Source organism: Sphaerospermopsis sp. LEGE 00249, assembly GCF_014299995.1.
GTDB classification, from domain to species: Bacteria; Cyanobacteriota; Cyanobacteriia; order Cyanobacteriales; family Nostocaceae; genus Sphaerospermopsis; species Sphaerospermopsis kisseleviana.
Map to the genome: position 1 here is coordinate 1 of NZ_JACJUZ010000092.1, position 17,036 is coordinate 17,036.

General features: G+C 37.8%; 12 protein-coding genes, 1 tRNA gene and 1 pseudogene. 3 read left to right on the forward strand and 11 right to left on the reverse strand.

The features are described from left to right. Nucleotides 1-110 precede the first annotated feature (110 nt). From H5968_RS22220 to H5968_RS22265, 10 genes are all read right to left on the reverse strand, one after another. Nucleotides 111-1,352, reverse strand: coding sequence for a pitrilysin family protein (locus tag H5968_RS22220; protein WP_187041705.1), 1,242 nt, complete (start codon nucleotides 1,350-1,352; stop codon nucleotides 111-113). A gap of 237 nt (nucleotides 1,353-1,589) precedes the next feature. Further along, nucleotides 1,590-1,745, reverse strand: coding sequence for a hypothetical protein (locus H5968_RS22225; RefSeq protein ID WP_187041706.1), 156 nt, complete (start codon nucleotides 1,743-1,745; stop codon nucleotides 1,590-1,592). A 15-nt stretch (nucleotides 1,746-1,760) separates the two neighbouring features. Further along, the gene (locus H5968_RS22230; protein ID WP_187041697.1) at nucleotides 1,761-3,641 is read right to left on the reverse strand and encodes an ABC transporter ATP-binding protein; all 1,881 of its coding nucleotides are present in this window, start codon (nucleotides 3,639-3,641) and stop codon (nucleotides 1,761-1,763) included. A 230-nt stretch (nucleotides 3,642-3,871) separates the two neighbouring features. Next, nucleotides 3,872-6,037, reverse strand: a complete 2,166-nt coding sequence (locus tag H5968_RS22235; protein WP_187041698.1) for a tetratricopeptide repeat protein — start codon at nucleotides 6,035-6,037, stop codon at nucleotides 3,872-3,874. A gap of 246 nt (nucleotides 6,038-6,283) precedes the next feature. Further along, nucleotides 6,284-6,463, reverse strand: a complete 180-nt coding sequence (gene psb34, locus H5968_RS22240; protein ID WP_096567067.1) for a photosystem II assembly protein Psb34 — start codon at nucleotides 6,461-6,463, stop codon at nucleotides 6,284-6,286. A gap of 244 nt (nucleotides 6,464-6,707) precedes the next feature. Further along, nucleotides 6,708-7,157 (reverse strand): SRPBCC family protein, encoded by a 450-nt coding sequence (locus H5968_RS22245; RefSeq protein WP_187041699.1) that lies wholly within the window; start codon nucleotides 7,155-7,157, stop codon nucleotides 6,708-6,710. Nucleotides 7,158-7,407: 250 nt separating this feature from the next. Continuing rightward, nucleotides 7,408-7,596 carry a CPXCG motif-containing cysteine-rich protein gene (locus tag H5968_RS22250; protein WP_096567071.1) on the reverse strand — a complete coding sequence of 63 codons (189 nt, stop codon included), beginning with the start codon at nucleotides 7,594-7,596 and terminating at the stop codon, nucleotides 7,408-7,410. Nucleotides 7,597-7,622: 26 nt separating this feature from the next. Next, a complete protein-coding gene (locus tag H5968_RS22255; RefSeq protein WP_187041700.1) occupies nucleotides 7,623-9,254 on the reverse strand; it encodes a radical SAM protein in 1,632 nt (543 codons plus the stop codon). A gap of 215 nt (nucleotides 9,255-9,469) precedes the next feature. Continuing rightward, nucleotides 9,470-9,724, reverse strand: a complete 255-nt coding sequence (locus H5968_RS22260; RefSeq protein ID WP_187041701.1) for a SemiSWEET transporter — start codon at nucleotides 9,722-9,724, stop codon at nucleotides 9,470-9,472. Between the two features lie 686 nt (nucleotides 9,725-10,410). Next, nucleotides 10,411-10,483: transfer RNA gene (locus H5968_RS22265), tRNA-Val, on the reverse strand. A gap of 248 nt (nucleotides 10,484-10,731) precedes the next feature. Here H5968_RS22265 and H5968_RS22270 point away from each other — a divergent pair. The 3 genes from H5968_RS22270 to H5968_RS22280 all read left to right on the forward strand — a co-directional run bounded on the left by H5968_RS22270 (nucleotide 10,732) and on the right by H5968_RS22280 (nucleotide 16,890). Next, a complete protein-coding gene (locus tag H5968_RS22270) occupies nucleotides 10,732-11,343 on the forward strand; it encodes a metal-binding protein (protein ID WP_187041702.1) in 612 nt (203 codons plus the stop codon). 98 nt (nucleotides 11,344-11,441) lie between these two features. After that, nucleotides 11,442-12,254, forward strand: coding sequence for a nucleoside triphosphate pyrophosphohydrolase (gene mazG, locus H5968_RS22275; protein WP_187041703.1), 813 nt, complete (start codon nucleotides 11,442-11,444; stop codon nucleotides 12,252-12,254). A gap of 427 nt (nucleotides 12,255-12,681) precedes the next feature. Beyond that, entirely contained in the window at nucleotides 12,682-16,890 is a 4,209-nt protein-coding gene (locus H5968_RS22280) for a chemotaxis protein CheB (protein WP_187041704.1), read from the forward strand. Here H5968_RS22280 and H5968_RS22285 read toward each other — a convergent pair. Next, nucleotides 16,839-17,036, reverse strand: a pseudogene (locus H5968_RS22285) (hypothetical protein); the annotation flags it as partial. The gene H5968_RS22280 and the pseudogene H5968_RS22285 sit on opposite strands and share 52 nt — an antisense overlap.

A 17,036-nucleotide genomic window follows, 5' to 3' on the forward strand; every position in this document is an offset into this window, starting at 1 on the left:
CAGGGGAAGCCGGGCAAGCTAATAACCCAGTCACCAGTCACCAGTCCCCAGTCCCCAGTCACCAGTCCCCAGTCACCAGTCACCAGTCCCCAGTCCCCAGTCCCCAGTCACTAATATGGCTTGAGAATAGTAACTGCGTAATTTTGCGGTGAAAGATAATTTTGTGCTAATTTTTGCAGTTCTTGAGTATCAAAGGACTGAATTTGCTGTGGGTAGGTAACGGCTAGTTCAGCTTGGGCTATTGTATTATAGTAACCATAAAGAGATGTTAACTGATTTGGTGTTTCCGTTGCAAAAGCATAATCATTACAGAGTGATATTTGCGTGCGCTTCAGTTCTTGCTCGCTAATACCTGTTGTTTGCAAATGGTGTAAATGCTCCTGAATTAAATTCTCTACTCTATCCAGATATTCTGGTTCTAACCAAGCGGTAATTGTCAATAAACTTGACTCTTGTTGTACGGAAAAATTACTGCAAATTGCTTGTACCAGTTGTTTGTCTTCTCGTAAGTCATGCACTAACCGGGAAGTTCTTCCTTGTGCTAATAATACTGATAGCAAATCTAAACCATTTGCATCTTTGAGTTGTTCTACTCCTGGTGCTACCCAAGCCATTATTAACCGCGCTTGCTCTAGGCGTGGTAATATTAATTCCTGTTTTTGAATGCCTGTAATTATTGGTGGTGCTATTTTCTCAGATACAGGAAAATTTGCGTCATCACTAAATTCTGTAAATGTTCTATTGACAATTTCCCAAGCTCTTTCCTGTTCCACTCCCCCTACAACTACTACTGTCATGTTTTCTGGTTGGTAGTGGGAACGATGAAAACACCGCATCGCTTCTGGTGAATGGTGCATTAAATCATGCTCAGTACCTAATATAGAACGTCCATAAGGGTGGTTTTGATAGACGTTTTTCAGCAGTGCTTCAAATCCTATGGCATCAGGATCATCTGCACAAGCACGAATTTCTTCTAATACTACATCTCGTTCCCGAATAAATTCATCTGCGGAAATTGCTGCATTTAGCAATAGTTCGCCTAAGTGGGGTAAGGTGTCTGCTAGGTAAGGGGTAGCTGTAGCTAGGTAGTAATGTGCATAATCATGGCTCGTTGCTGCATTACTTACACCACCCATTTTTTCAATGTTATAATCAAATTCCCCTGGTGCTAAGGTGGCTGTACCTTTAAATATCATGTGTTCCAAAAAGTGCGCCATGCCAAACCACGGTTCTGGTTCTAAGTTTGCTCCCGCACGCACCCAAACATCTGCCACTACTACAGGGGTAGCGGGTATCTCCTGATGAATAAATGTCAAACCGTTGTCTAGGCGCAAAACCGAGGCTGGAAACACTGTGTTAGGTATTTTGTTGGGTATGTAGTTTGTCAATTTTTTGTAGGTTCAATCACCATTTGACCTATTTTGACCATCTTAACTCAAAATTTTATTTGTTTTTGTATCAAGGTATACAGATTTTTTGCGATCAGCTAAGTTGCAGACGTTGATTAAGCTGTTGTGCATTTAATTTGTATAAGTGCAACAGTCATCTTGCCTGTTAAACAAGAGTTCAGAATATTAGGATTATACAATTTAGCTGTGTAACAGCTTAGTGATTGGTGATTGGTGATTGGTGATTGGTGATTGGTGATTGGTGATTGGTGATTGGTGATTGGGAACGGGAGTTATTAATTTTGACTTTTGACTTTTGACTTTTGACTTTTGACTTTTGACTTGATACCTCCCCATTTCCCCCGACGTTCTTTAATTTAAATCGCGGTTTTTCATGCGTTCAAGACTACCTGTAGGGATAGCAGCAATTAATTTTTGTGTATATTCTTCTTGTGGTTGACGATAAATACTTTCTGCTGTACCTGATTCAACTATTTTACCTTGATTCATGACTAAAATGCGATCGCTCATAAATTTGACCACACTTAAATCATGGGAAATAAAAATATAAGTCAATTGAAATTCTTGTTGCAGTTCTTTTAATAAGTTCAAAACTTGCGCTTGTACGGAAACATCCAAAGCAGAAACTGACTCATCGCAAATAATAAACTTGGGATTTAAAGCTAAAGACCGAGCAATACAAATGCGTTGACGTTGACCACCAGAAAATTGATGGGGGTAGCGTTTCATATCATCAGCACTTAATCCCACTCTTTCTAAAAGTTCTACTGCTCTTGCTTTTCTCTGTTGTTTGCTTTCTCCCACAGAATGAATTAATAAAGGTTCCATAATCGCTTCCCCAATTTTCATTCTTGGGTCAAGAGAACTAAAGGGATTTTGAAACACTATTTGCATTTTACGTCTTAATTTCTGTAGCCTTTCTCCTTGGAGATAAGTGATATTTTGCCCATCAAAAATAATTTTACCAGCCATTGGTTGAATCAATCTTAATAAGGTTCTACCTAAAGTAGTTTTACCACAACCCGATTCTCCTACCAATCCCAAAGTTTCTCCTGGATAAACTGCAAAGGAAACGCCATTTACCGCTAAATGATAACGTTTTGTGCCTCCAAAAACTCCCCGAATCGGAAACCCAACTTTCAGATTATCAATTTGTAAAAGTGGTTTTTGGGTGATGAGATTTTCTAATCTTGTGTTAATTTCTTCTTTAGTAACTTCTGGTGGTTGTGCTGGCTCTTGGGCTTGAATTATAACTTGACCGTTGGCATTTTCTTCAACAATCATGTAATCAGAAACAGTCAACAATTTTTGAGGACGACGGTTAAGAGTCGGACGACAAGCGACTAAACCTTTAGTATATGGATGTTGAGGATAAGTAAATATTTGTGAGGCTGAACCATATTCAACAATTTTACCTTTATACATTACCGCAACTTGATCAGCAATTTCGGAAACTAAGCCTAAATCATGACTAATAAAAATCATCCCCATGTCGCGGCTTTGTTGTAATTCTCGCATCAAATCAATAATTGTTGCTTGTACAGTTACATCTAAAGCTGTAGTCGGTTCATCAGCAATTAACAGTGATGGATTACAAGAAATTGCCATTGCAATCATTACCCTTTGTAACTGACCTCCAGAAAGTTCATGAGGGAAACGTTCTAACATTGCTGCTTTATGTTCCTTCACTAATTGCGCTAACTGAAAATCACTGGGTAGAGGTGTTTTTGGGTGAGTTAAATGCCAATTATCGAGATATTGCTGTTGTATTTTCTCATCACTAGGTAAAAGTTTAACTTCTTGTAAACCTGCGATCGCAATTCTTTTGGCTTCAGTTATACTAACTTTCTGATGTCGCATAATTGCTTCTGTTAGCTGAAAACCAATGTTATAAACCGGGTTCAAAGAACTCATAGGTTCTTGGAAAATCATCGCCATATCTCCACCCCGGTAAAGCTGCATTTCTTCAGCAGATAAAGCTAATAAATCCAGAGGTTTAGCATTTTCTTGGGGACGAAACAAAATCTCTCCCCCACTCACCTTACCGGGATATTGCAACAAACCCATAATTGCCAGTGCTGTCACCGATTTACCACTTCCAGACTCTCCCACTATTCCTAGAGTCTCACCACGACGTAAATGAAAGCTGATATCATCCACAGCTTTAACCTGACTACCATCACCGGAAAATTCAACTTGTAGATTGCGAACCTCTAGAAAAGTCTCTCTCATAAGTCTGGGTTAGTAATTAATGAGGGAATAGGGAAAAGGGAACAGAGTATAAAAAACTATTTTATATCAAGTCCGTTAAAATAGTGATCATATCTGTGAGGTTTGGTAATGGGTAATGGGTAATGGGTAATGGGTAATGGGTAATGGGTAATGGGTAATGGGTAATATTATTCCCAATCACCAATCACCAATCACCAATCACCAATCACCAATCACCAATCACCAATCACCTATAACTTAGGTAAAATTTCAGGAATCAAATTACCAGGAACTTTAGATAAAGCCAAATTTTGACCTTGGATACCTAACTCATTATGAAAAGTGCGAATTATTTTGACTATATGGTTGAAAGTTGTGTGATAACCTTCTGTGTTTTTTACCAATCTACCCAAAGCTTGTACATGATGTTCTAAGGATGCTTCTAAATGCTGAGAAATAATTTTTTTATCACCCTTGAAAGATGGATCTGTAACTAATTGATAATGGGCTAAAGCCAAGTTATTCTGTGTTGCCAAAACATCAAAACTGAAATTCATTTGATTTAGAGAATTAGCCAGTGTGAGAGTTTCTTCATAAGTCTTGATGCACAATTGTAGGAAATTTTGGCGAATGTCCTTAGTTACTTGTGGTAAATTTGCTATATGCCAATAAGCAGTAGCCAGATTATTCTTGGTAGCAGCACAAGCAGCAGGAATATTATTTGGTGTCCGATATTTCAAAGCTTCCCGGTAAAAATCAACTGCTAATTGTAAATTTTCCAATGGTGTTTCATATTGAGATAAATTCCAATAAGCAGTACCGATATTATTTTGAATCATACCATATTTAATTGGTTCATCTTCAGGTTGATAGTGAGCAAGTGCGAAATTATAAGCTGCGATCGCTTTTTTGAGATGTTCCACAGGATCACTATATTGTCCTAAATGCCAGTATGCAGTCCCCAAGTTATTTTGGCAAGCAGCATATTTTAAAGGATCAATTTCTTCGGTGCGGTAGCGCAGTGCTTCATTGTAAGCTTTAACTGCTTCCTGCCAATTTTCCACCGGGTTAGAAAACCTTGTTAAATCACCATAAGCTGTGGCTAAATTATTTTGTACACGGGCATAAATTTCCGGTTGACTATCAGGTGTAATCAGTTTGATGGCTAACTGATAAAATTCTATTCCCTGCTGGATATAAGTTTTTGCTTCTTCACTACTTCCTGGTGTGCGGTGCAACATCCAATATAGTGTTCCCAAATCATTTAAAGTATCTGGAAGTTGGGGTGAAGTATCATCATAGCTAACAGCTTCCTGATAGGCAATAATAGCTACCATCAAGTTTTCTAAACTTGACTGTCCCTGTTCAATACGTAACCGATACAACGTTCCTAATTTGTGATAAGCTACTGCGAGTTCTTCCCCAGAAGCTTGCTGAATTTTTAATTTTTCAATTTCCCAAAGTAGTTGTTTTGGTTGTAAGTTTTCCTCTGCATCTTCAGCAATATTCAGATTTAGTGATTCTTTGAATAGCGACATCAATTCATCACTAATATGCAAGAAAGATGAAAGCTCAGGTATAATATCTTCCTTGGTAGATGTTGTCGATGATGGCTGTGATTCATATTCTAGACTTACAGAAGTATCTTCAAAAAAATCATCATCTTCAGTAAAATTAAATTCTTCAATAGCCTTGTTAATCTCCTCTTGTGAGGTGATTGATTTATCAACAACTGATTTTTCTAGATTGCCTAAATCAACACTTCGCAAACTAGAGAAATTTTCTGGATAACTGCGATTTTCTAACGTTGGTGTTGGTTCTCCAGTAAATATAAATACACCAGTTCGACATTGCCAAAATTTCGGTGCTGATTGCTGAATAGCATACAACCAAGGACGAGGAACCCAAAACAATAAACTAGATTCTAAAAATGAACTGGTTTCTTGGTTAGCAAAATACTGTTCACTTAATCGAAGATAGTGCAGAAACAAACGCTGTACCGCTACTGATTGTTTCGTCAGCAGTTCCACACCTACAATCTGAAATGCTGGTATTGGTAAAGGACGACCAGGACTGTCTTTTGATTCCCCAACCACAGGAGGAGGATAATTAGCTAACCATTGATTTATCTGCGCTATGGGATTGGGATCATTTAAATTAAGTCGCAATGTGACTAATCGTGGATAAGCTGGAGTGCTAATTCCCTCTGTCTCTACTGGGTGATATAACACTTGCCCCACTGGATAAGCCAAGGTAGAATGCAACCGAGTAGCTACTTGATTTCTCAAGTGTAAGTCATCACATACGGCAAAAAATATTTGTCGTCGCAAACCTATACTCAGAGCAAATTTTAGGCGTTGATATACTTGCCGATTCAAGGTAAAAATATCTGTAGTTAAAGTTTCATTCACGCTCATAGTGGCTACAACAGCCTAGATACAATATACATAACTGATTGAAAAATCTCCTTAATTCTGATTTCAGGTAAATGTATTTTGTTCAGGATGAATCAAGTTTTCCAGGTTTAATCACAATAAACGTATATATTTATACTTTAATTCTCTTTGATCTTAGCAAAAAATAAAAAAAATCAGGTTCATCCTGAGATGGAAACCTGAAAATCTGAAAATATTAAATTTTATTAAATTATTTTGCTTTTGTTTTTAGTTGACATTGGACACGGTAAAGGCGACAAAAATTAAACTACCTACCAAAAGAGCAGCAGCAATTCCTAAAATAATATAATTGCGCTTTTGTCCATCCGTAGGTGGTTCTGCTTGATAAACCTTGGGTTCTTGGGCAAAATTATTGAGAAGACCGCCTTCTTCGTTGGTATAGGGCATGAAGTTTTTCCTTGTTATCTTCTTTTATTTAATGTGCATTCATTATATAGCAACTAGATTTGATTTGTAATAACTGTAAAATAGGAAATAGAGATATACCCAACTTATGAAAAAAGCTGAAGATATAGATATTAAGCTTTTTAAAGTTCAGTTACTTCTCCAGAGCCAAAAGTTGATACAAAGTTTTACAAATTGCTATAAAAATTAACACAACTATCCCTAAATCTGGATAATTGATCAGCAGCTATTGTGACTCACATTCCCGTTTCGTAATAAAATGCCGATAACGAAACATCGCTTCTAACTGCAATTGAATTAACCAACCACTGACAAATTCCACTCCATCACCACCAGGCATAGAATAAGAAATATTATCAGTTAATTTAGTCTTTCCATCTTCTGCTGTAAACTCATGACGATGCACCCAAGACTCAAAAGGTCCCGATATTTGTACATCAGTAAACAACCGATATTGTTCAAAATCTGTATGACGCGCTAACCAAGTTAAAGGTAAAAGTCCAATAAATAATTTAAACTCAGTTATTGCACCCTCATCAAGTCCCCCTTCTCGACGCAATACCTGTACAGGTTGCCAAGGTGGGGTAAGTAGCTGTAAAATATCTTGTCTTTCATGGAATTTCCAAACTACTTCGACAGGTGCGTTAATAATAGAAGAATGAGTAAAGTACAGCATGAAACGAAAAACCTTCACTTTAACCTTTAATTAGGGTTTGCTGAATAAACCTAAAACCTTGATATATCAAAGGTTAGAGGCTGATAAACACAGAAATTAGTGCAAGGGTTTTGAAGGGTATACCGGAAAAAGTGTGCATTTTTTGGGATTTCAAGAGATGGCAAAGAAATTTTCAAATCTCCTCCTGACTCCTGACTCCTGACTCCTGACTCCTATGCCCTCACGGAAAGACTTTCTCAGCAAACCCTAATTAACCTTCATATTCGGTGTCTATTTCAATATCCAGTGTATCTTCATCAATTCTGATATACAAAATATTGGGACGACAACAAACTTGACAATCTTCTACATAATTTTGCTGCATTCCTGCACTAATATCAATAAAAGTTGTGTTTTCTTCACCACAATAAGCACAATAAAATTCTGATGTATTTTGCATTTTTTTCAATGTGTCATTTTCAGTCTTTATTTAACTGGGGAAGCAGAACGAAAATGACTCGTTGCTTCATGTAAATGTTTTATTAGTGTAGACTGTGGTAAAGGTCCTTGCAAGTGATTCCAAGGTAAAATTTTCTCTGTTGACCAATGACTATAAACGTAAAAATCTAAATCGGGAATTTTCCCTTTTAACTCTTTAAAAGCACGTTTATAACTTCCCAAAGAATCACCAAAACCACGAGTTAATTCTAACAGATGGGAAAGTCTGCGATCGCCTCTCGATAACAAAGTTTGTATAATTGACCAATTATAACTTTCGGGACGAAAATCTATACCTTGGGGTTTTAGCTGTTTTTGTAAAAATTGTAACCGCTTTTCAGATTGTTTATTTACCCCAAACCACTGAAAAGGAGTGTGTGACTTAGGTACAAAAGTGCTACACCCTAGAGTTACCCGCAAACCAAAAGCAGCTTTTTTAACAGCTTTCATCATTGCTACCGTAGCATCTAAATCTTCCGATTCTTCCCCCGGAATACCCACCATCCCATATAATTTTAAACTAGATAAACCCCCAGCTTTCGCATTGACAGCAGCTTGGATAATTTCCTCATTATCTAATTTTTTATTAATAATTTGACGTAAATTTTCCGAACCACTTTCTACAGCAATAGTCAAAGAACGAGTATCACGTTTTGCTAAAGTTGCAGCTAACTTTTCTGTAACCGTATTCGTTCTCACCGAAGCAACACTCAACCGCACATCATCATATTTTGGTTGACTAATATAATCTAATAACTCAGAAAATTCAGGATGTTGTGTCACTGAAGCACCCAATAAACCCAGACGGTTAGTAACTTTTAAACCTTGTTCAATAGCAGGAATTAAAGATTTTTCTAAACTCGCAGTTCTAAAGGGTAAAGTTAAATAACTCGCTAAACAAAATCGGCACATTTCAGGACAACTCCGCACCACTTCCACCATAAAAATATTTTCCCAAGCTGCTTTTTCAGTAACAACAGTAGAAGCAGAAAGAGTATTTCCTCGATAAGTTTGCTTTTGAATAACTGCGGGAATATGACTATCAAGAGGATGAATAGATTTGATTTCTCCATCATCACTAGCATATTCAACATCATATAAACTAGGAATATAAATTCCCGGAACTTGCGCTAACCTGTTTAATTTAACTTTCCGTGTTGCGTTTCTAACTTCTTGATAAGCATCAATAAAACTACTTAATAAAATTTCCCCATCACCCAACAAAACCACATCAAAAAAATCGGCAAAAGGTTCAGGGTTAGCAGTCAAAACCGGACCACCACCAAAAACGAGAGGATGATTTTCGGTTCTATTGCTTGCACGCAGAGGAATATTTAAAGATTCCAAAAGATTAAAAATATTCACATAATCTAATTCCCAAGACATAGAAAAACCCAAAATTTCTGGATGTCTAGGAAGTTGTTCTTGAATATCAGTAAATAAACGACTCACCTGTAAATCATCACGCATCGCTAAAGTTGCCCAAACCACCTGATAACCAAGACTGGTTATACCCACAGTGTACTCATTTGGGAAAGCGAAAATTAAAGGAATAGCGTCATTTTTAGGGCTTGCTGGGGTAAATAAAAGCTTTTCCGAGTCAAATACAGATGATGTCACAGGTCTTTATAAAAAGTAATCTATATATAATTATAAACCAAATTAGCAAAAAATAGTAGATTCAGCCGCAATCTGCAAAATTAATATTTCATCTGCGTTTATCTGCGTTCATCGGCGTTAAATCTGCCTGAAATTACATCTTCAAATTACATCTTCAAATTACATCTTCAACGAGTGCAAGGGTTTATCAAAACTAAACCCTTACAGAACAAATACTATCTATATTTAATTTTCAACCAGAGAATAATAAAATTGAAAAATAAAGTTATCCCATTAGCCATAATAATCGGTAAAGCACCCAGAATCATCCCATAAACCAACCACAAAAACAACCCAGTCATAAAAGTAATCAGCATCACAAAAGAAACATCCTTAGCTGATTTTGTTTTCCAGGTTTGGAACATTTGCGGTAAAAACGCAATAGTGGTTAATGTCCCTGCTGCTAATCCCAATGTGTTAATAAAATCCATTTTCTTGAATGGTGAAAATTAAGATATTATCATATAATATAGCAGTTTACGGACGGTCAGGATGCCCATCCCACAAGGGACAAGATAGGATAATTTATTTTTTCTGCTTCTGTTTTTTCAGATATTCTTTAGCCCAAGCAACCCTGCCAACTCATCTGCCAATAATTCACAAATTATAGTCTTGATCATGGGTGGATAATCTTAGAGGATGTTTGATAATTTGTATTATTTATTTAAAGCAAATAATGATTGTGAATATTAGACATCTCCAGAACAGAAATTATGGAACCTATTTATGGGGGCAGGTCGAAGCTTATGGGATATCTAGATGTCTGATTTTTCCGTTAAATTATCGCCCTGTAAGGGCGAAGCATTCGGAAAATATCCTTTGGTGAATACCGATCATTAATCGCTCGAATGCTTCGCTCAGTCCCTCAAGAGGGATTCGCTTCTGATCAAGTTATACTGTAAGGGCGAAGCATTCGGAAAATATCCTTTGGTGAATACCGATCATTAATCGCTCGAATGCTTCGCCCCTACTTCGCCGCTACAACTTATGACAAATTAATACATTCTATTTTGGAGAGGTCTATTGGCATAGCCAATTAGAGTATAACGAGTAATCAATAGTAAAAACAAAACTCTATAAGGTCTAAAAACCTCATAGAGTAGCATTTATAAAAAAGTGGGCAGTACCAGACTCGAACTGATGACATCCTGCTTGTAAGGCAGGCGCTCTACCAACTGAGCTAACCGCCCGTGTTTTCCTGACTTAATTAATATAGCACAGGCTTTTTAAATTTTGCAAGGGGTTGGGAAAAAATTTTTTTTGGGGAATAGGACTTAGGCAAGATTCAACTCAAAACCTGATTCTTGCGTGGGGGTAATTCATGAATTACCCCTACTGATCTTCTCCAGAGACTATCAATGAAGATCAGAAGTCAGGGATCTGGGTATAGGGATCTGGGTATACTGAAGTTTGACTTTTGACTTTTGACTTTTAAAATATGCCTTCTGGACAAACACACGATCGCATTACTATTTGGTCTGTACCTGTGGTAGCAGGTATCACTTTAATTTCTACTCGCAGCAGTAGTGTGACGTTATTAGTTGCTGGTGGGTTTATGTTTGGTGGTTTGATGTTTGGTCCTGACTTGGATATTTATTCTCGTCAGTTTCAACGCTGGGGGTTTTTGCGTTGGATATGGCTACCTTATCAAAAAAGTCTGCGTCATCGGTCTTTTTTATCCCACGGTCCAATTATTGGTACTACTTTGCGGGTGGTGTATCTAACCACATTTTTAGCAGTTGTAGCGATTTTGGTTTTGGTAATTTTCGCTAAATTGGGTAATGTGGCTTTGAATTGGGGGGAAGTTTGGAAAAGTGTGGGAAAGACTATATCAATATATTATAGAGAATTTTTTGCTTTGTTTTTGGGGTGTGAACTTGGTGCTATGAGTCATTCTCTGAGTGATTGGACTGGTTCAGCTTATAAAAGGTTTCAAAAACAAGGTGTACAGGGATTGCTACCCAGTGGCAAAATAAAGAAGCGTAAAGTTAATAGTCGCGGTAAACGTAGTTCTCAACCCAGAACTAACAAAAGCCGCACTAAGTCTTAACGAAAACAGGAGGCAGGAGTCAGGAGGGTTTAAGCTGATTACTAATAGCTGAATACTTACCCGCAGAATACACAAAAAGCACAAAATTCTAACTTATTATGGCAGAAAATCACAATCAAACTTTAGCAGCGTTACAAGAATTAATTGATATAGTGGCAAAATTGCGATCGCCTGATGGTGGATGTCCTTGGGACTTAGCACAAACGCCGGAAAGCCTGACACCGTATATCATTGAAGAAGCTTATGAGGTAGTAGACGCAATTCAAACAGGAGATAAAAAGGCGATCGCCGAAGAATTAGGAGATTTATTATTACAAGTAGTTTTACAAGCACAAATAGCCAGTGAACATGGTGATTTTACATTAAAAGAAATTGCCGAAGGTATTTCTCAAAAATTAATTCGTCGTCATCCTCATGTATTTAGTGATGTCACAGTAGAAAATGTAGAAGAAGTGCGTCAAAATTGGGAAACTATCAAAGCTGCGGAAAAAGGAGAAATCTTAGAAAAGCAAAAATTGAGTGATAAATTAAATCGTTATCGTCGCAGTCTTCCCCCATTAAATGCAGCAATGAAGATATCTAAAAAAGCTGCTGCTGTAGGGTTTGAGTGGAACAATATCGAGGAAGTTTGGGATAAATTTCACGAAGAATTAGGGGAATTTCAACAGGCGTTAGCTGAGGAAACCCCGGAAAGACAGGAATCAGAATTAGGTGATTTATTATTTGCCATAATTCAATTAGCCAGATGGCATAAACTTGATCCGAGTGTAGGGTTACAAGGTACAAGTTTACGATTTATTCAAAGATTGCAAAAAATGGAAGATGTCATAGATCGTCCTTTAACAGATTATAGTTTAGCAGAATTGGATGCACTCTGGCAACAGGCAAAAGCTAAACTTGCGAAAGAGTAGGGAATAAAAGTAGGGGCAAACCCCCCGTGGTTGCCCCTAAACAAAATTAATTAAACATTTTGAAAAAACCTAAAAAAATCAATTACGTAGGGGCAAACCCCCCGTGGTTGCACCAAACATCGGGGGTAGGCACGGGGGCGCTACCCCTACTCATCATTTCCTATTATTTACTAGTAATTAGTTTTTTTATATTTCCTATTCCCTATGGCTTATTCCTTATTGCCTATTATCTATCCAACATCAAGAAATCATAGACTCTCTAACTAAAAGCCTATAATAAAACCTATAATAAAAATATATCTGATATTGATACAACTTTCAAAGAAAATAGAAATGAATCAAGAGTTTGACTAAATTTCCCTTAAAAAAAGCTAACAACAAACATAAAAACAAACACTATAACCCCGATTTTAATTGAGTACATCAGATGACTTCTAAGCGATCTATCAAAAAATCTCAAGCTAAAGAATCTAACTCTACAGAATACCCAAAAGAGGAAGATAAACAAAACAATTTATTCCCAATTGTCGGTATTGGAGCTTCTGCGGGGGGATTAGAAGCATTTACACAATTATTGAGTCATTTACCCACAGATACGGGTATGGGATTTGTGCTAGTTCAGCATTTGAACCCCCAACAAAAAAGTATGTTGACAGAAATTCTGTCCCGCACAACTCAAATACCTGTAACTGAAGTACAAGAGGGAATGACTGTAGAACCGAATCATATTTATGTGATTCCCCCTGGTGTGACAATGACCATTAATCAAGGAGTGTTAAAACTTCAACCCCGTGAAAAAACATATCAACAACCCATGACAGTGGATAGTTTCTTTTTTTCCTTAGCAGAAGATTTAAAAAACAAAGCCATTGGAGTTATCTTGTCAGGGGGTGATGGAGATGGAACAAGGGGGTTAGAAAGAATCAAGGCAGAAGGTGGTATTACTTTTGCTCAGTGTGAGGAATCAGCAAAAGTTAGCAGTATGCCGAATACGGCGGTAGCTTCAGGTTATGTAGACTTTATCCTTACTCCTCAACAAATTGCTGAGAAACTGGCCAACCTTAGCACTCATCCCTATATCAAGCACTCAACAGCAGTGACACAGACTGAAGTTATCCCAGAAGAAAAAGATGGACTGTTAAAGATTTTCCAGATTTTAAGGACAGCGACAGGTGTTGACTTTTCCTATTACAAGCAGAATACCCTAAAGCGCCGGATTCAGCGCCGGATGATGTTATATAGACTAGATAATTTAGAAGATTACCTGCATTATCTTCAGGATAAACCGGCAGAAATTACAGCCTTATATTACGATGTTTTAATTACTGTTACCTGTTTTTTCCGAGATGCAGAAGCTTTTGAAGCTTTAAAAACTACAATATTTCCAATTATTATTAATAAGCGCAAACCAGATGATCCTATTAGGATTTGGGTTGCTGGATGTTCAACTGGCGAAGAAGCATATTCTATTGCTATTTGCTTAATGGAATTTTTAACAAACAAGGGAATTAATATCCCTATTCAAATTTTTGCGACCGATATTAATGAAGTAGCCATAGAAAAAGCCAGAGCCGGCATTTATAAACCTAACCAGGTAGGGAATATTTCCCCAGAAAGATTACAACGTTTTTTTGTACAGGTAGAAGGTGGCTATCAAATTAATAAAGCAGTGAGAGAACTGTGTGTTTTTGCTAGACAAAACTTAATTAATGATCCGCCATTTTCCCGACTGGATTTAATAACTTGTCGGAATGTGCTGATTTATTTGGGTGCTGATGTACAGAAAAAAGTCGTGCCAATTTTTCATTATGGTCTGAAACCTACAGGTTTTTTGATGTTAGGAACTTCGGAAACAGTGGGCGAATTTACGGATTTGTTTACTGTGGTAGATAAAAAGTACAAGATTTATGCTCGCAAAATTGCAGCTACCCGATTAGCTATTGATTTAATGGCTCGTAACTATCCAGTAGAAACCGCTAAATTACAAATGATAGAAAATGAAGGTATTGGAAATGATGTGGAAATCCAAAAAGAAGCAGATAGAATTGTGTTAAATCAATTCTCACCCGTGGGTGTAATTATCAACGATGATTTTGATATTTTGCAATTTCGAGGACAGACGAGTCCCTATTTACAACCAGCACCGGGTAAACCCAGTTTTAATTTAATAAAAATGGCCAGGGAAGAATTGCGGCTAGATTTACGTAGCAGTATTCATCAGGCTAAAAAACAAAAAATGCCAGTTACACAGGAAGGGATACAAATTAAGGCAGAAAATCAACTTAGGCTGGTGAAAATTAATGTTGTTCCCTTTCAATGTGCTGGAACAGAAGAAGAATTCTTTTTGATTTTATTTGAGGATACACCCACTCCAGTTAGTGCTGGATCGCCAATAGGTAGTAATATTCAATCTGAACCGCAGCAAGCAAACAGTTATGAGCATGAACTTTCTATTCTGCAACAAGAATTAAAATCTACTAAAGATTATTTGCAATCAATTATTGAGGAACAACAAGCCAGTAATCAAGATTTGCGAGCAGCTAATGAAGAAATTCTCTCTAGTAATGAAGAGTTGCAAAGTACCAATGAAGAATTAGAAACAGCTAAGGAAGAAATTCAAGCTACTAATGAAGAATTGAATACTATTAATGATGAACTGCAACGGCGCAATGTTGAATCAAATCAGGTGAGTAATGATTTACAAAATCTGCTCAGTAGTATTCAGATTGCCATTCTCATGTTAGGTGGTGATTTACAGATTCGTCGTTTTACTCCTGTAGCCGGAGCAATATTTAACTTAATTCCTTCAGATGTGGGAAGACCATTAAGTGATATTAAACATAGGTTAGATATTTCTGACTTAGAAGCACAAATTTTAGAGGTAATTAGTACCCTGAATTTGAAAAGTTTGGAAGTGCAGGATCAAGATGGTCATTGGTATGATTTACGCATTAGACCTTATCGGACAATAGATAATAAAATTGATGGTGCTGTAGTAATTTTGGTGGATATTGATGCCATCAAACGGACTGCGGAAAAGTTGAGAGCATCCCGTGATTATGCAGAAGCAATAGTAGATACAGTGCGCCAATCTTTAGTGGTGCTGGATATGAATTTACGGGTAGTTAGTGGCAATCAATTTTTCTATGACACATTCCAGGTAGTACGAGAAGAAACAGAAAATCGCCTGATTTATGAAATTGGTAATGGCCAGTGGAATATTCCCCAATTGCGATCGCTCTTAGAACATATTCTCCCTGGACAAACCCATTTTGAAAATGTGGAAGTTAAGCATAATTTTGAGCAAATTGGCCACAAAATTATGCGCCTCAATGCTCGAAAAATGCCGCAAATAGATAATACTCCTTTAATTCTCCTGGCAATTGAAGATATTACTCAACAGAAACATTTAGAAGCAGAACGGATTCAACTCTTAGAACAAGAACAGTCCGCCAGAACAGCAGCAGAAGCAGCTAACCGAGCTAAGGATGATTTTTTATCTATTCTCTCCCATGAGTTACGAAATCCCCTTAATTCTCTGTTGGGGTGGACGCAGTTACTACGAAAACATCAGCTTGATGAAAGTAAAACAGATCAGGCATTAGAAGTTATTGAACGGGCTGCCCACGCTCAAAACCTGCTAATTGGCGATTTATTAGATATTTCTCGCATTAGTTCCGGTAGACTGCATCTCAATAATCAGCCTGTTCAACTTGTACCTGTCATTTCCGCAGCTATAGAAGTTGTACGTTTGTCCGCAGAAGAGAAAAACATTCAAATTCAATCGCAACTAGATCCTACACCCAGAACCTTGATCGGAGATCCGACGCGCTTACAGCAGGTAATCTGGAATTTACTTTCTAATTCCATTAAATTTACCCCTAATAGTGGAATCATTGATATTACTCTCAATTACACTAATGATCAAGCGGAAATTCAAGTTAAAGATACTGGTTTAGGTATCAGTGCTGATTTTCTCCCTTATGTGTTTGACCGATTTCGTCAAGCTGATAGCACTACACGCAAATCAAATGCTGGCTTAGGACTGGGACTAGCAATAGTGCGCCATTTGGTAGAACTCCACGGTGGTACTGTAGAAGCAGCGAGTCCAGGTAAGGATCAAGGTGCTACTTTTACCGTCAAGCTACCTCTGCAAACTAACCAGGAAGAGAGTGATATAGCAGTTACTCCAGAACCAACCCCCCCCGCTGCACCTGCTGACCTTGTTTCCTACCCATCTTTAGCGGGTGTGCGGGTGCTGATAGTTGATGATGAACCAGACCTGCGTCAATTATTTAAAATCGTGCTGGAAGATTACGATGTTCAAGTAACAGAGGCTACATCTGCACAAGAGGCATTATCAATACTCAAGACTAATCCCGGTGGGTATGATGTCATCCTCTCTGATATTGGTTTACCAGAAGAAGATGGTTATGCACTGATGCGTCAAATTAGGGCTTTGAGTGCCGAACAGGGAGGGAAAATTCCTGCTGCTGCACTGACTGGTTATACGGGAGAAGCAGAACAGGCAGAGTCTTTAGCCGCAGGTTTTGAATTGCATATTAATAAACCCATTGAACCGGATCAATTGGTAAATGTGGTTGCTGTTTTGGCGAAAAGGTCGGTAAATAGGTGATTGGTGACTGGGGACTGGTGACTGGGGACTGGTGACTGGGGACTGGTGACTGGTGACTGGGGACTGGTGACTGGGGACTGGTGACTGGGGACTGGGGACTGGTGACTGGTGATTGGTGATTGGTGATTGGTGATTGGGGACAGAGA

Bases quoted from the DNA above. Each gene is read 5' to 3' on its own strand.
- H5968_RS22260 (WP_187041701.1), bottom strand. From the start codon at position 9,724: ATGGATTTTATTAACACATTGGGATTAGCAGCAGGGACATTAACCACT.
- H5968_RS22250 (WP_096567071.1), bottom strand. From the start codon at position 7,596: ATGCAAAATACATCAGAATTTTATTGTGCTTATTGTGGTGAAGAAAAC.
- H5968_RS22225 (WP_187041706.1), bottom strand. From the start codon at position 1,745: ATGGGGAGGTATCAAGTCAAAAGTCAAAAGTCAAAAGTCAAAAGTCAA.
- H5968_RS22245 (WP_187041699.1), bottom strand. From the start codon at position 7,157: ATGCTGTACTTTACTCATTCTTCTATTATTAACGCACCTGTCGAAGTA.
- H5968_RS22230 (WP_187041697.1), bottom strand. From the start codon at position 3,641: ATGAGAGAGACTTTTCTAGAGGTTCGCAATCTACAAGTTGAATTTTCC.
- H5968_RS22280 (WP_187041704.1), top strand. From the start codon at position 12,682: ATGACTTCTAAGCGATCTATCAAAAAATCTCAAGCTAAAGAATCTAAC.
- mazG (WP_187041703.1), top strand. From the start codon at position 11,442: ATGGCAGAAAATCACAATCAAACTTTAGCAGCGTTACAAGAATTAATT.
- H5968_RS22270 (WP_187041702.1), top strand. From the start codon at position 10,732: ATGCCTTCTGGACAAACACACGATCGCATTACTATTTGGTCTGTACCT.
- psb34 (WP_096567067.1), bottom strand. From the start codon at position 6,463: ATGCCCTATACCAACGAAGAAGGCGGTCTTCTCAATAATTTTGCCCAA.
- H5968_RS22235 (WP_187041698.1), bottom strand. From the start codon at position 6,037: ATGAGCGTGAATGAAACTTTAACTACAGATATTTTTACCTTGAATCGG.